At 67.6% G+C, this 14039-nt stretch carries 12 protein-coding genes; 3 read left to right on the forward strand and 9 right to left on the reverse strand.

Going from position 1 to position 14039, the window contains the following annotated elements; translation table 11 throughout:
- Position 1: 1 nt before the first annotated feature.
- From ACODSM_RS19925 to ACODSM_RS19955, 7 genes are all read right to left on the reverse strand, one after another.
- Positions 2-2338 (reverse strand): CHASE2 domain-containing protein, encoded by a 2337-nt coding sequence (locus ACODSM_RS19925; protein WP_488806630.1) that lies wholly within the window; start codon positions 2336-2338, stop codon positions 2-4.
- A 103-nt stretch (positions 2339-2441) separates the two neighbouring features.
- Positions 2442-4184: a FecR family protein gene (locus tag ACODSM_RS19930; RefSeq protein ID WP_488806631.1), complete on the reverse strand. Its 1743-nt coding sequence runs from the start codon at positions 4182-4184 to the stop codon at positions 2442-2444.
- A gap of 52 nt (positions 4185-4236) precedes the next feature.
- Positions 4237-4935, reverse strand: a complete 699-nt coding sequence (locus tag ACODSM_RS19935) for a response regulator transcription factor (RefSeq protein ID WP_488806632.1) — start codon at positions 4933-4935, stop codon at positions 4237-4239.
- Positions 4936-5053: 118 nt separating this feature from the next.
- On the reverse strand, positions 5054-6061 hold the full coding sequence (locus ACODSM_RS19940; protein ID WP_488806667.1) for a formylglycine-generating enzyme family protein: 1008 nt from the start codon (positions 6059-6061) through the stop codon (positions 5054-5056).
- Positions 6062-6108: 47 nt separating this feature from the next.
- The gene (locus ACODSM_RS19945; protein ID WP_015013035.1) at positions 6109-6369 is read right to left on the reverse strand and encodes a hypothetical protein; all 261 of its coding nucleotides are present in this window, start codon (positions 6367-6369) and stop codon (positions 6109-6111) included.
- Between the two features lie 196 nt (positions 6370-6565).
- Positions 6566-7870 (reverse strand): tryptophan--tRNA ligase, encoded by a 1305-nt coding sequence (locus ACODSM_RS19950; RefSeq protein WP_488806633.1) that lies wholly within the window; start codon positions 7868-7870, stop codon positions 6566-6568.
- 59 nt (positions 7871-7929) lie between these two features.
- Positions 7930-8598 (reverse strand): site-2 protease family protein, encoded by a 669-nt coding sequence (locus ACODSM_RS19955; protein ID WP_488806634.1) that lies wholly within the window; start codon positions 8596-8598, stop codon positions 7930-7932.
- 256 nt (positions 8599-8854) lie between these two features.
- Between ACODSM_RS19955 and ACODSM_RS19960 the strand changes: the two genes are divergently transcribed.
- A complete protein-coding gene (locus ACODSM_RS19960; protein ID WP_488806635.1) occupies positions 8855-10003 on the forward strand; it encodes a methyl-accepting chemotaxis protein in 1149 nt (382 codons plus the stop codon).
- 142 nt (positions 10004-10145) lie between these two features.
- On the opposite strand, the gene ACODSM_RS19965 is transcribed toward ACODSM_RS19960, so the two are convergent.
- The gene (locus ACODSM_RS19965) at positions 10146-10781 is read right to left on the reverse strand and encodes an L-threonylcarbamoyladenylate synthase (RefSeq protein WP_488806636.1); all 636 of its coding nucleotides are present in this window, start codon (positions 10779-10781) and stop codon (positions 10146-10148) included.
- Positions 10782-10878: 97 nt separating this feature from the next.
- Positions 10879-11736 carry a 3',5'-nucleoside bisphosphate phosphatase gene (locus ACODSM_RS19970; RefSeq protein WP_110959833.1) on the reverse strand — a complete coding sequence of 286 codons (858 nt, stop codon included), beginning with the start codon at positions 11734-11736 and terminating at the stop codon, positions 10879-10881.
- 218 nt (positions 11737-11954) lie between these two features.
- Between ACODSM_RS19970 and ACODSM_RS19975 the strand changes: the two genes are divergently transcribed.
- Together ACODSM_RS19975 and ACODSM_RS19980 are read left to right on the forward strand one after the other, a co-directional pair.
- Positions 11955-13727: a methyl-accepting chemotaxis protein gene (locus ACODSM_RS19975; RefSeq protein WP_488806637.1), complete on the forward strand. Its 1773-nt coding sequence runs from the start codon at positions 11955-11957 to the stop codon at positions 13725-13727.
- 127 nt (positions 13728-13854) lie between these two features.
- Positions 13855-14016, forward strand: coding sequence for a tautomerase family protein (locus tag ACODSM_RS19980; RefSeq protein WP_488806638.1), 162 nt, complete (start codon positions 13855-13857; stop codon positions 14014-14016).
- Positions 14017-14039 lie beyond the last annotated feature (23 nt).

Consider the following 14039-nt stretch of genomic DNA (forward strand, 5'->3'; position numbering starts at 1 on the left):
ACTACGCCTCTTCGTCGTCCGAAGGCACATCCAACTGCTGCGGCAGCACCAGCCGGAACTCGGCCCCCCGCCCGACATCGCTGTCCACCTCCAGCGTCCCGCCGTGACGCAGCACCACGGTCTGCACCAGTGCCAGGCCCAGGCCCACCCCGGCGATGGCGGGGTGGCTGTGGTCGTGCAACCGCTGGTAGGGGGTGAACAGGCGGCCCTGTTGCTCGGGCGCGATGCCAGGGCCCTGATCTCGCACCGACACGACCCAGTGCGCGCCCCGCGCCACGATGGCGCACTGCACCGTGCCGCCATCGGGGCTGAACTTGATGGCGTTGTGGATCACGTTGGTCAGGGCGCGGGACAGCAGGGCGCGGTCGCCCAGGCAGGGCGCAGAGTCTGGCGTGGCAACCGTGCGCACGTCCACATTGCGGTCGCGGGCCAGGGTCCAGAGGTCGTCAGTGGTTTCGGAGAGCAGGGCGGCCAGGTCCAGCGGCACCATGCGGTATGGCTGCGACTGCGCGCTGGCCAGTTGCACAAAACTCTCGGCCATGCCCAACGAGGCCTGCGCGTAACGCTCAATGCGCTCCAGCAACTCCTGGTCCGACAGGCGGCCGGGGTAGGCACGCCGCATCTCCAGCAGCGTCAGGATGGACGCGTTGGGCGCACGGATGTCGTGCGAGATGAAGTGCATCGCCTGGTCGCGTTGTTGCAGCGCACGGCGCATCTCGGTCAGGTCCACCAGGGTCAGCAGCCAGCCTGCATTGGCCAGGTTGGTGAAAGGCTTGCATTGCACCAACAGGCTGCGGCCCTGGGCGTCCGTGCCCTCGGCCTGCTCGGGCAGGTTGCCATGCTGCAAGGCCGCCTGGGTGACGATCGGCGCTTCGGTTCCTGACTCGACCAGATCAGCCAGCAGGTCCACCACCGACAGCCCCTGCAGGGAGGGCTGGGTGGTGCCTCCCAGATGCTGGCGGGCCGCCTGGTTGGCCAGCAGGATTTCACCGTCGGGGGCGCAGACGATGGTGGGGGACGGCAGCTGCTGCAGGCTCTCGCTCACAAACTGGTGCAGGTCGCGCAGCTGGCGGGATGCGCGCTCCACGGCATTGATGCGGCGCTCCAGAAAGTCGGCGGAGTCTCCGGGCCGTCTGCGCAAGCGCATGGCCAGGCCCTGGCGTTGCAGGTTCTCCATCTCCAGCCGCAGAAAGTGCGCGGCCGCACTCAGGCGCCGCCAGCTCCACAGCGGGTAGGCCAGTGCCAGGCCCAGCAAGGCCGCTGCGGGTGCGAACTGCAAACCTGCCCACCAGGGCAGGGCCATGCTCAGCAGCAAGGTGGCCACCGCCAGTGCGGCGCTGGTCAGCAAGGCCGCCAGGGGGCCAATGAGCAGCAAGGCCAGCAGCGCACAGGCTATCGGCACCAGGTTGAAGGCGATGTTCAGTGCCTGCGGTGCGCGCACGATATGTTCGCCGGCCAAGCGGGCATCCAGCACATGGGCCACCACCTCCACGCCCGGCATCAGGCGCGACTGCTGGCTGACGGGGGTGGCAAACATGTCGCCCAGGCCCGAGGCTGCTGCGCCCACCAGCACGTACTTGCCGTCCAGCGCCCCGGCCGGCAACTGGCCGCGCAGCACATCGATGTACGAGTAGGTGGTGAAGGGCGATGGCCCGGCGGCATAGGCGATGAGCGTGGGCTCAGTGCGCTGCCAGGGACTGGTGTCGGTGGCGCTGGCGGGCGAGCGGCTGCAGGCAGCCGCAGGTTGCCGGTCTGCCACGCACTGCAGCGCGGTGCTGAAGTGGTGCCAGGGGGCGGCCGCCGGGCCTTCCAGCAAGTACAGGCTGCGCACCACGCCATCACTGTCGGGTGCCACATGCACGTGGCCCAGGCCGGCGGCAGCATCGGCAAAGGCGGGCCACGGCAGGTCGGCCTGGTTGCTGACGGGGCCATAGCCGCGCCGCAGCACGGGCAGCACCACGCGCGCACTGCGCCGGATGGCGTCGGTGAGCAGCAGGTCGTCCTCGGGGTAGTCCAGGTCGGCTTCGTTGAACAGCACGTCCATGCCAATGGCGCGCGGGTTCTGGGCGGTCAGGCGCGAGATCAGCTCGGCATGCAGGGCCCGGCGCCAGGGCCAGCGGCCGATGGCGGCGATGCTGGCGTCGTCGATGGCCACGATCACGATGTCGGGGTGGGCGGGCCGCGAGACCAGCCGCATGCCTGCGTCCTGCACCAGATGGTTGACGCGGCCCAGGCTGTCGGCGGTGCTGAGCCATGCCACCAGCGCCATCAGCGCGCAGGCCAGCAGCGCCCATTCCAGGCGGCGTCGGCGGCGGCGCAGGTGGGCAATGGTCACCATGGCAGGGGTGGTGGGGTGTGCGACGTTTGCTCAGCACGTGCCGCGAAAGCAGCACGCGCTGGTGCAACTGGTACGGCGGGGCTGAGCAGGCTCCATGGCCCGCTCAAGGCCGGCCCACGGGTGTGCCGCTGCTGGTGGACACCGGCAAGCCCGCACCCGTGCGGATGCCCGTGCCCACGCGGATCTTGCGCGGTGGGGAGAAGTCGCTCTCCAGCCCACTGGCGTCCAGCACCTGGATGCGCACCAGGTACTCGCCGGCAGCCAGGTTGCTGGCCGTCCAGGTCGGGGCGTCGAGCACGGTGTCCTCGGCAACCTTGGCAAAGTCCAGGTCGGTGGCCTCGGTGCGCTGCAGCCGGAAGCGCTGGCCAGCCTGGGCAGGCCAGTGCAGGCGCACGGTCGGATCTCCGTCCTCTGCCTGCAGCGCCTGCAGGGACAAGGCGGTCGGCCGGTCGGCCACAGTGAAGGGCTGTGGCGGCGCAAACGGTCCCTGGTCTGCCTGCCCGTCGGGCAGCGCCAGCAGGCTGGCGATGCGCCAGAAGTAGCTGCCTGCGGGCAGCGCCCCCAAGGGCAGGCGGCATTCGGTCAGGCGCTGCTCGTCGCGCAGGGGCTGGGTGAACTGGGCGTCGGCGGCCACCTGCACGCGGTACCAGCGCACGCCGGGGACTTCCGTGCAGCGCAGCTCGGCCGCGCCGCTGGGCACTACCGCGCCAGGCGCAGGGTGCTGGTACAGCGGTGCGACCGGGCGGGTCTTGACGGTGAACGGCTGCACGGCCGGCAGGCCCGCAATGCCCGCATCGTCCAGCGCCCGCACGGCCAGGTAGTAGCGGCCATCGTCCAGCGCCTTCCAGCGCAGGCGGCCATCGGGGAAGCTGCCGTGGCGCAGCACCTGGGTGAAGGCGGGGTCTTGCGCCACCTGCGCCACATAGCGCGTGGCGCCTGCGGCCATCGGCAGGTCGATGGTCATCAGGCCTGCATCGCCCAGCGTGGTGGGCATGCTGGAGGTATCGGGGGCGGGCAGCAACGCGCGGGCGGCGCCGACGGTGCCATCGGTGGCCACCGCCAGGCCTTGTCCGGGCGCCAGCAGCGCAGTGGGCGCTTTGAGTGCGGCACCGGGCTCACGGTCGGTGTCGCGCCGCGACTGCACGGCCACCGAGCCATGTTCTACCGACGCCGTGGTCTGGCCCGAATCGGCCAACGCCACGCTGAACTGCGTGCCCCGCACGCTGGTCACCGCCAGCGGTGTGCGGATCTCCATGCGGCGCTGCGGCTCGGCGCTGGGGGGTACGGTCGATTCCACGCCGCCCTTGTGCATCTCCAGCACCGACTGCACGCTGCCTGCGCGGCCTCGTCGGCGCAACTGGCGCAGCTGCAGCTCGGACTGCGCCTGTACCCGCACCACGGTGCCGTCCGCCAGCTGCACGGCCACGAAGGACTCGGGGCCTACTTTCAGCTCGGTGCCTTCTTCCAGCTTGCTGCCGGTTGCAATGGGGGCGGGTGTGCTGCTGCCCCGCGCCTGCGCCGTGGCCTCGCCCTGCACAAACTGCACGGTGGCCGATTCGCTGGGCTGCAGCCGCACGGGGATGAAGATCAACGAGCCCGGTTGCAGGCGCCTCGGGTCGGCCACCTTGTTGCGGGCCTGCAGCAGCGGCCACTGGCGCGGGTTGGTCAGGTAGCTGCGGGCCAGCCCTTCCAGGGTGTCGCCTTCTTTCACGGCGTGGGCAATTTCATCGTCTTGCTGGGGGGCTGCCGGGGCAGCGACCGGCTGGGCCGAGAAGGCCGTACTCGCTGCCAGAAAAAACAGGGCTGCAGCAATCGAGTGCATGCGAAATGGCAGGGGGGTGATCAAGTCATGTCTCCTTCAGGGGGCAGTGCCCGCCGGACTCCGTCGCGGCACTGCGTCAGCCCTTGTCCTGGCCTTCGACGGCTTCAAAACGGTAGCCCACGCCATACACCGCCGTCACGATGAAGCCGTTGGCAGGGCGCAGGTCGAGCAGGGTGCGCAGGCGCGAGATGTGGGTGTCCAGCGAGCGCGACATCACATCGGCCACCTGGCCCCAGACCACTTCCTTGAGGTGGTCGCGCGACAGCAATCGGCCCATGTTCTGGAACAGGAACAGCGCCAGGTCGTATTCGCGGTTTTTCAGCTCCACCGCCACCCCGTCCTTTTCGATGGACCGGGTTTCGGGCAGAAAGCGGTAGCGGCCGAACTCCATCATCCCGCCGGTGTTTTCAGGGTAGGCGCGGCGCAGCAGGGCGGCCACGCGGGCATTGAGCTCGCCGATGCGCACCGGCTTGACCATGAAGTCGTCCGCGCCGCTGCCCAGGCCTTCGACAATGTCGCGCTCTTCCTGGCGGTGCGTGACGAACAAGATGGGTACGCGGGCCGCGACGTTCTGGCGCACCCAGCGCACCACCTCAGGCCCGGTGGTGTCGGGCAGGTGCCAGTCCACGATCAGCAGGTCAAAGGTCTCGCGGCGCAGCGTGCGCAACAACTCCGCACCGGTCAGGTGGGTGTGGCACACATGACCCATCGCCTCCGTGGCCTGCTTGATCAGATCCAGCTGAAGCGCATCGTCGTCCAAAGCGGCTATGCGCATGTTTCTCCCCATCCAAAATCGAACTGGGCATTATTGGCGATAACTACCACGGTGCAGGCGCGCGCCGCGCGGGGCGAGCAGGGTTTTGACATTTGTTAACCATCCCCGCACGTGGTGGTCACCGCGCGGGGGGCTCTGCTGCTATCTCGCGCACCAGCCGCATGCCGACAAGGGTGTAGCGGGTCTGCGGGCTGTTCCAGTTGCGGTATCCGCAGCGTGCATAGAGCGCCCAGGTGTGCCACGAGCCGCCCCGGCGCACGCGCACGCTGCCCTCTGCTGGACCGGTGGGGTCATTGCGTGGGGACTCGGCGTAGTAGGTGTCGCCATGCCAGTCGCCCGTCCACTCCCAGGCGTTGCCCAGCATGTCGTACAGCCCGAACGCATTGGGTGCAAAGCGGCCTACCGGGGCGGTGAACGCGTACCCATCGTTGCCCGCCAGCGCTTGCTGTCGCCAGCGTGGCCACTGCGGGGCCGCAGCCTGGTCGAAGGTGTTGCCTGCAGACACCAGCTCTTGCGGGTTGTCGCCGTGGGGGTACAGGCTGCGGCTGCCTGCACGGCAGGCGTATTCCCACTCCGCCTCGGTGGGCAGGCGGTAGCGGTGGCCCTCGGTGCGACTGAGCCACTGGGCCATGGCCTGCGCGTCGTTCCAGGTCACGTTCACCACGGGGTGGTCCGGGCCCTGCGCGAAGCCAGGGTTGCGCCACGAGTAGCGCGGGTCGCGCCCCTCAAACGCATCGCCGCGCCGCGTGGTGGCCGGGTCGTAGGCAGGGTTGTAGCCATAACCCCCGGTGCCGTCGGCCTCTGACTCTGGCTGGTAGCCAGACGCCTCCAGGAAGCGCTGGAATTGCCCCACGGTGACCTCGTGCTGGCCCAGGTAGAAGTCGCGCGTGATCTGCACCTCATGGGCAGGCGATTCATCTGCCAGGTCGGTCAGGCGCTTGCGCTCCAGCAGCGGGAAGTTCTTTTCCAGCGTTTCGACGGTGGGCACGCCCCCCATCCAGAAGGTGCCCGCAGGCACACGGACAAAGGCCATGCCCAGGCTGTTGACCCAGGGCGATGTGACCGTGCCCGCCTGGGTGGACGGTGTGTGCTGGCAGCCCGCCAGCAGCGCGGACAGCGCCAGCAAGGCCGCACCGCTCGCCCAGCTGCGGCATGCTGGTGGGGCGGCTGGCCTCAAGGCTTGTCCTGCAACTCGCTCACGCATTCAAACACCAGGCGCGAGCCATCGTTGCGCAGCAGTTTGGCGTGCAAGGCCATGCGCTGGCATTCGCGGCTGGCCGCCGCATACGCCTGGGAAGTGTCGGGCCCGTAGACCGGCACGCTGAAGGTGCGGTCGCGGCCCGAGGCCATGGGGCCCGATGGGCCGTAGGGGTTGGTGGCATTACAGCCCGCCAGCAGAGCCAGCACGGACACGGAGGCACATAGCAGTTTCATGGGAGTCTCCCGAGCAGATCAGGGCGCCCAGTTTACGCACCTGCCTGCACGCCACGCACGCTTGTGGCAGTCAAGAGACGGTGGATGAAGCCATTTTTTGCCCATTCAGGCCAGAGGTGCAATCACTATATGTCTTAATTGCTATCAAAAAAGTAGCAAATCGACGCAGGTATCCACTCGATCTCAGGGTCCCGGCTCAGGCCGCTGCCGCTGCCTCGGCCAGCGCCTGCAGGGCGGCCGTCACCTCGGCGGCGTCCACGCCGTCCACCGGTGCCAGGCGCGGGGCCAGGGTCTGCAGCGCTGCGCTGTCCTTTTGCAACTGGGCAATCGCCTGGCCGGCCTCCTTGGGCGCGTCGAAGCCCGTGCTCTGCAGCAGCAGGCGGCCGTCGGCGGCCACGAGCTTGAAGTAGAACTTGCCGTCGTTCTCGCGGTACTGCTTGAAAGCGGGCAGAGAGGCCTTGGCGGCCTTGGCCGGTTTGGCGGCCGTGCTGGCCTGCACTAGGCTGCGCAGGCCCACGGCGCTGCGCAGCTCGCGGATGAAGGGTGTGGCCAGCGCGCGGGCGCGCTCGGCGCCGGCCAGCAGGGTCTGCTCGATGCGGGCGGGGTTGTGGATGAGTTCCTCGTACTGCGCGCGCATGGGGGCGATCACCTGGTCCACGCGCTCCAGCAGCAGGTGCTTGGCGTCGCCCCAGGCAATGCCGTCGGCATAGGCCTTGCGCAGGGCCTCGGTCTCTTCGGGCGTGGCAAAGGCCTGGTAGATCTGGAACAGGGCCGAGCCTTCGACTTCTTTGGCCTCACCGGGCGCACGCGAGTCGGTCAGGATGCCGCCGATCAGCTTTTGCAGCTGGGCGCGCGAGCTGAACAGCGGAATGGTGTTGTCGTAGCTCTTGCTCATCTTGCGGCCGTCCAGCCCGGGCAGAGTGGCCACATGGTCGTCGATGGCCGCCTCGGGCAGCACGAAGTGCTCGCCGTACAGGTGGTTGAAGCTGGCTGCCATGTCGCGTGCCATCTCGATGTGCTGGATCTGGTCGCGGCCCACCGGCACCTTGTGGGCCTTGAACATCAGAATGTCCGCGCCCATCAGCACCGGGTACATGAACAGGCCTGCGGTCACGCCGTCGTCCTGCTCGCGCCCGGCGGCGGTGTTCTTGTCGACGCTGGCCTTGTAGGCGTGGGCGCGGTTCAGCACGCCCTTGCCGGTCACACAGGTCAGCAGCCAGGTCAGCTCGGGAATCTCGGGGATGTCGGACTGGCGGTAGAACGTGACTTTCTCGGGGTTGAGACCTGCGGCCAGCCAGCTGGCTGCGATCTCCAGCGTGGAGCGCTGGATGCGCACCGGGTCCTCGCACTTGATCAGTGCGTGGTAGTCGGCCAGAAAGTAAAAGCTCTGCACGCCGGGCGTGAGGCTGGCCGCCACTGACGGGCGGATGGAGCCGACGAAATTGCCCAGGTGGGGGGTGCCGGTGGTGGTGATGCCGGTGAGAAAACGGGTGGTGCTCATGGGAAACAAAAACTCAGCAGATCAAATGAACAGGAAGTGGCGTGCTTTTTCTGCTGCGCTCAGCGCAGCAGGGCCGTCAGCGGGGTGAGCAACAGGTTGATGGCGGTGTAGCCCACAGCCATCAGAGGGCGCAGCCACAGCGTGCCCACCACCCCGGCGATCACCAGGCCCATCACGATGAAAAAGCCCCAGGGCTCGATGCGCGACACCATGTGGGCCTGCCGCCAGGGCAATAGGCCCACCAGGATGCGCCCGCCATCAAGCGGTGGCAGCGGAAACAGGTTAAAGGCCCACATCACCAGGTTGACCATGACCCCGGCACGTGCCATTTCCAGAAAGAAGCGCTCCTCAAGCCCCGTGCCCACCAGCACCACCAGCAGCACGGCCCAGGCGATGGCCTGGATGAAATTGGACGCAGGCCCGGCCAAGGCCACCCACACCATGTGCTTCTTGGGGTTGCGCAGATTGCCGAAGTTGACCGGCACCGGCTTGGCGTAGCCGAACAAAAAGGCGCCCGAGGTCGCAAAGTACAGCAGCAGCGGCATCAGGATGGTGCCGACCGGGTCGATGTGCTTGAAGGGGTTGAGCGTGATGCGCCCCATCATGTAGGCGGTGTTGTCGCCAAAGTGGCGCGCCGCGTAGCCATGGGCCGCCTCGTGCACGGTGATGGCAAACAGCACCGGCAGGGCGTAGATCAGAACGGTTTGGATGAGATTGGAGGTGTCCACGCCGGGATTGTCTCAGACGCCCCGCTGTCCCCGGCGTTGCCAGGGTGACCCGGCGGGTGTTCAGGCGTCTGGGGGCAACCGCGTATTGTGGGTTGTACGTATGCCGATGGGTCTCCAGGCGGGGTGTTCGTTGCTAGCATCAACCTCTTGCCCGCAGCCCCTTGCCAGTTTGAGCGAGTTCGTGCCCTTTGGCGTGCAGCGCCGCGCGGCGGCCCCTCCCACAACGACATACAACAGGCCTGGAGACATTGAAGCCATGTGGAACAACTTGAAGATCGGAACGCGCCTGTTGCTGGCGTTTGGCGGCCTCGCACTGGTCGTGCTGCTGCTGATGGTGATGGCGCTGTCCGGCATCGGCAGTGCCGAACAGGCGCTGCAGGGCGCCACGCCTCCGGCCCAGGCGGCGCTGGCACAGTTGCAAAGCGCGCGCAACTGGGTCATTGGTTGCAGTGTGGTGGTGTTTGTGCTGGCCCTGGTGGCCACGCTCAGCCTGCGCGCCAGCATCGTGGCGCCGCTCAACCAGGCCATTCTAATTGCCGAAACGGTGGCGTCTGGCGACCTGAGCCAGGAGTTCAACTCTGACCTGGAGGGCGACTTTGGCCGCCTGCTGGGTGCGCTGGGCACCATGGAGGACACGCTGACCGACCTGGTGTCCCGCATCAAGCAAAGCACCGATTCGATCACCGCCTCTGCGGCAGACATTGACCACGGCAATACCGACCTGTCGCGCCGCGCGGAAGACCAGGTGTCGTCCCTGACCGAGACGGCGGCCAGCATGGAGCAGCTGACGGCCACCGTGCGCCAGAACGCCGAGCGCGCCCACTCGGCCAGTGGCCTGGCCGTGCAGGCGTCGGCGATTGCCGAGCAGGGTGGGTCGGTGGTGGGCGAGGTGGTGCAGACCATGCAGGCCATCAGCGGCAGCTCGCGCAAGATCGTGGACATCATCCAGGTCATCGAAGGCATTGCCTTTCAGACGAACATCCTGGCACTCAATGCTGCGGTGGAGGCCGCCCGTGCTGGCGAGCAGGGCCGTGGCTTTGCCGTGGTGGCCAGCGAGGTGCGTAACCTGGCGCAGCGCAGCGCGGTGGCGGCCCGTGAGATCAAGGCGCTGATCAGCGCGTCGGTCGAACAGGTCGAAAGCGGCGCTGGTCAGGTAGGCAAGGCGGGCAAGACCATGGAAGAGATCGTCGGCGCCGTGGGCCAGGTCAGCGCGCTGCTGGGCGAAATCTCCACCGCCCTGCGCGAGCAGAGCGAAGCCATCAGCCATGTCAACGTGGCCGTTTCGCACATGGACGGCAGCACGCAGGAGACGGCCTCGCTGGTGCAGCATGCGGTGAGCACGGCGTCGGCCCTGTCGGCGCAGGCCCGCGACCTGGAGCAGGCGGTCGGAGCGTTCAAGCTCTGACGACGCTCTGAGCCGCCGCGCGGCTCTCCCCTCCAAGGCGCGTTACCGGCGGCAGGGCGAAGAGCGCTGGACGGCGGCGAATGTATCGGGCGGGGTGCCGCTCTTGCGGCGGGCTCTTTCAGCGGGCTTTTTTAAGGGGCTCTTACAGCCCCAGCGCCTGCAGGCTGCCCCGGCCTTTGCGCACCACCACCGGGTCGCCGCCGGTGCCCATGGGGGTCAGGTCCACCACCGTGGTGGGCTCCAGCGGGCAGGCCCCGGCATCCACGATGGCATCCACCAGCTTTTCGTAGCGCTCGCGGATTTCCTGCGGGTCGTTCAGGGGCTCGGTCTCGCCCGCAGGGATCAGCGTGGTGGCCAGCAGCGGGGCGCCGTGCAGCTCCAGCAGCAACTGCAGGCCCTTGCGGTCGGGCACCCGCAGGCCAATGGTCTTGCGCGAGGGGTGGCTCACGCGGCGGGGCACTTCCTTGGTGGCTTCGAGGATGAAGGTGTAGGGGCCCGGCGTGCCCAGCTTAAGCAGGCGGTACTGGCGGTTGTCCACCCGCGCATAGTTGGCCAGTTCCGACAGGTCGCGGCACAGCAGGGTGAGGTGGTGTTTTTCGTCCACCTGGCGGATGCGGCGCAGGCGGTCTACTGCGTCCTTGTCGTCCAGGTGGCAGACCAGCGCGTAGCTGGAGTCCGTAGGCACGGCCACGATGCCGCCCTTTTGCAGCAGCAGTGCGGCCTGCTTGAGCAGCCGGGGTTGCGGGTTGTCGGGATGGGCTTCGAAGTACTGGGCCATGGGGCAGGTTCTCAGTGATGCGCGGCGCTGCGTGCGGGTGCCTTGCCGGGTGGCAGGTCGTCCAGGGGGCGGCTGGCGCGGCTGCGGCAGCGCGGGGTCATCGCAAAATCCGGTCGGACAGCAGTTCCCACACGGGGGTCAGTGCACCGGGCAGCAATGGGAGCGTGCCCAGGTCGGTGTGCGATTCGTCGGGGCTGTGGAAGTCGCTGCCACGCGATGCGGCCAGGCCAAACTCCTGCGCCATGTCGGCATAGGTCACGTACTCGGCCGCACTGTGGCTGCCCGTGACGACCTCGACCGCCCGGCCACCGTGCTGCTTGAACTCGGAGAACAGTGCGAATTCTTCGTTGGCGCTGAACTTGTAGCGCGCGGGGTGAGCGATCACCGCCATGCCCCCCGCCTGCGTGATCCAGCGCACGGCGTCGCCCAGGCTGGCCCAGCGGTGGGGCACATAGCCGGGCTTGCCTTCGGTCAGGAACCTGCGAAACACCTCGGAGGTGTCCTTGCACACGCCGGTTTCGACCAGAAACCGCGCGAAATGGGTGCGCGAGATGAGGGCCGGGTTGCCCACAAACTGCAACGCGCCTTCGTAGGCGCCCTTGATGCCCACCTGGGCCAGCTGGGCCGCCATCTCCTGCGCCCGTTCGCCGCGCCCGCCGCGTGTGGCGGCCAGGCCCTGGGCCAGCTGGGCGTCGTCGGGATCAAAGCCCAGGCCGACGATGTGGACGGTGGTGTCGGCAAAGGTGACCGAAATCTCGGTGCCGGTGAGGTACGCCATGCCCTGGGCCCGGGCAGCAGCAGCAGCGCGGTGCTGGCCGCCGATTTCGTCATGGTCCGTCAACGCCCACAGCTCGACCCCGTTGGCTTTGGCCCGCGCGGCCAGGTCTTCGGGCGTGAGGGTTCCGTCGGAAACGACGGAATGGCAGTGCAGGTCGGCGTTGAGGATGGAAGTCACCAACCCATTTTAGGCTTTGCGCCGCCAGCGTGCCGGGGGCGGGGCTGCCAGGCGCTGCAGCAGTGCTGGTACCGATGGGTATACGGGTTTGTACCGATGGGTCCGAGGCCTGTTGAAGCAACGGGCTGGCGTAGGCTTACGGCCGACATTGGATGTAATCGAATGTTTCATGGTGGTGAATGACCGACCATGAAGAACGATCCACGAGGAAAAGAGCCATGCAATTTGACAATATCCGCGTCTCCCGCAAGCTGTGGGGCGCCTTTCTGGGGCTCATGATTGCCATGTTGCTGCTGTCTGCGTTTGCGCAGAACCGCGGCAACTCGTCGATGTCGGCGGCCATGGACGCCGTGGTCGAGATCGAGGCCCGCATCTCGGCTGCCGTGCGCTGGCGGGGCGCCACCGAAACCGCCGTCACCATGGTCATGGGCGGCGCGGTGACCACCGATTCCGTGTTGGCTGAGCAATACGGTGCCAAGGTCAAGGAGATCATTGGCAACATCAACAAGGTGCAGGAAGGCATCGTGGCGGCTGCCACCGCGCCCGAGGAAAAAGCCTCGCTCGACAAAGTGCTGGAGGCCCGCAAGGCCGTGCTGGCCGCCACCGCCAAGACCTGGGAACTGAAGGGCGCGGGCGACGCTGTGGCCACCCAGCGCTATGCGGACGAGGAATTCGCCCCCCTGGTCACCAAGTACCTCAAGGCGCAGGACGACTTTGTGGCCACGCTCGAAAAGCGCCGCGACGTGATCCGCGCCGAAGCCACCCAGCGCCGCATTGAATACGCCATCACCGGCATCATCAGCTCCATGGTGCTGATGGCCGCCGGCCTGTTCCTGGCCTGGAAGCTGGTGCGCTCCATCACCCTGCCGCTGAACGAAGCGGTCGAGACCATCGATGCCATTGCAGCAGGCGATCTGACGCGCGAACTGCAATCCACCCGCAAGGACGAGTTCGGTCACATGCTGCGCTCGCTGTCGGCCATGTCGGCACGGCTGCGCGGGGTGGTGAGCGAAGTGCGCCAGGGGGTGGACTCGGTGTCGTCGGCGTCGGTGGAGATTGCCAACGGCAACCACGACCTGTCGGCGCGCACCGAACAGACCGCCTCCAACCTGGAAGAGACGGCAGCCAGCATGGAACAACTCACTGCCACCGTGAGCCAGTCGGCCGACACGGCCCGCCAGGCCAACCAGCTCGCTGGCACGGCAGCCCAGGCGGCGGCGCGGGGCGGCGAAGTGGTGAGCCAGGTGGTCACCAGCATGCAGCAGATCACCGACAGCAGCCGCAAGATCAGCGACATCATCGGCACCATCGATGGCATCGCCTTCCAGACCAACATCCTGGCGCTGAACGCAGCGGTGGAAGCCGCCCGAGCGGGCGAGCAAGGCCGGGGCTTTGCGGTGGTGGCCAGCGAAGTGCGCAGCCTGGCCCAGCGCAGCGCCGAGGCCGCCAAGGAGATCAAGACCCTGATCAGCGCCAGCGTGGAGAACGTGGAATCGGGCTCGGCCCAGGTGGCACAGGCCGGGCAAAGCATGGAAGAGATCGTTGCCAGCGTGCAGCGCGTGAGCGACCTGATCGGCGAGATCACCGCCTCGGCCACCGAGCAGCGGGACGGCATCGCGCAGGTCAACCAGGCGGTCACGCACCTGGACCAGATGACACAACAGAACGCGGCGCTGGTGGAAGAATCCACGGCCGCAGCCGCCTCGATGCGCGACCAGGCGCAGCACCTGGCAGAGGTGGTGTCGGTGTTCAACGTAGGCGCGGTGGCGACCCGGGCGCCGGCAGCGGCGCCCCGCGCCGCAGCACCTGCCCCCGCACCACGGCCCGCCGTGGCCAAGGCAACGACCAGCGCGCCCCGCGTGGCATCGGCCGCTGCGCCGAAGGCCCCAGCGCCCGCCCTGGCGCGCCTGCCTGCAGCCAAGGCACCAGCCCCAGCGCCCGCAGCCAAGGCAGCAGCGCAGGGCGGCGATGATGATTGGGAAAGCTTCTAAATCGATAGCTGCCAGCGCATGACCATCAAGCGCTGGCGGCTATTTTTGTGGTCGGTATTCCGGCCGAATTGACAGCAAGGCAGCGTGAGCTGCCTTTTGTTTTGGTGCCCCTTGAAAGGATTCTCCGATGCCCCTGGTCAACATCCGCCTGGCGTGCCGCGACGTGCCCACCACAGCCGCTCAGAAAGCCGCCTTGATTGCCGGCGTGACCCAGCTCATGCAGCAGGTGCTGGACAAGCGGCCGGAAAGTGTCACCGTCATCATTGACGAGATAGACCCTGAGAATTAGGGCCAAGGCGGCGAGCCGGTAAC

It is taken from the genome of Acidovorax sp. FG42 (assembly GCF_057809195.1).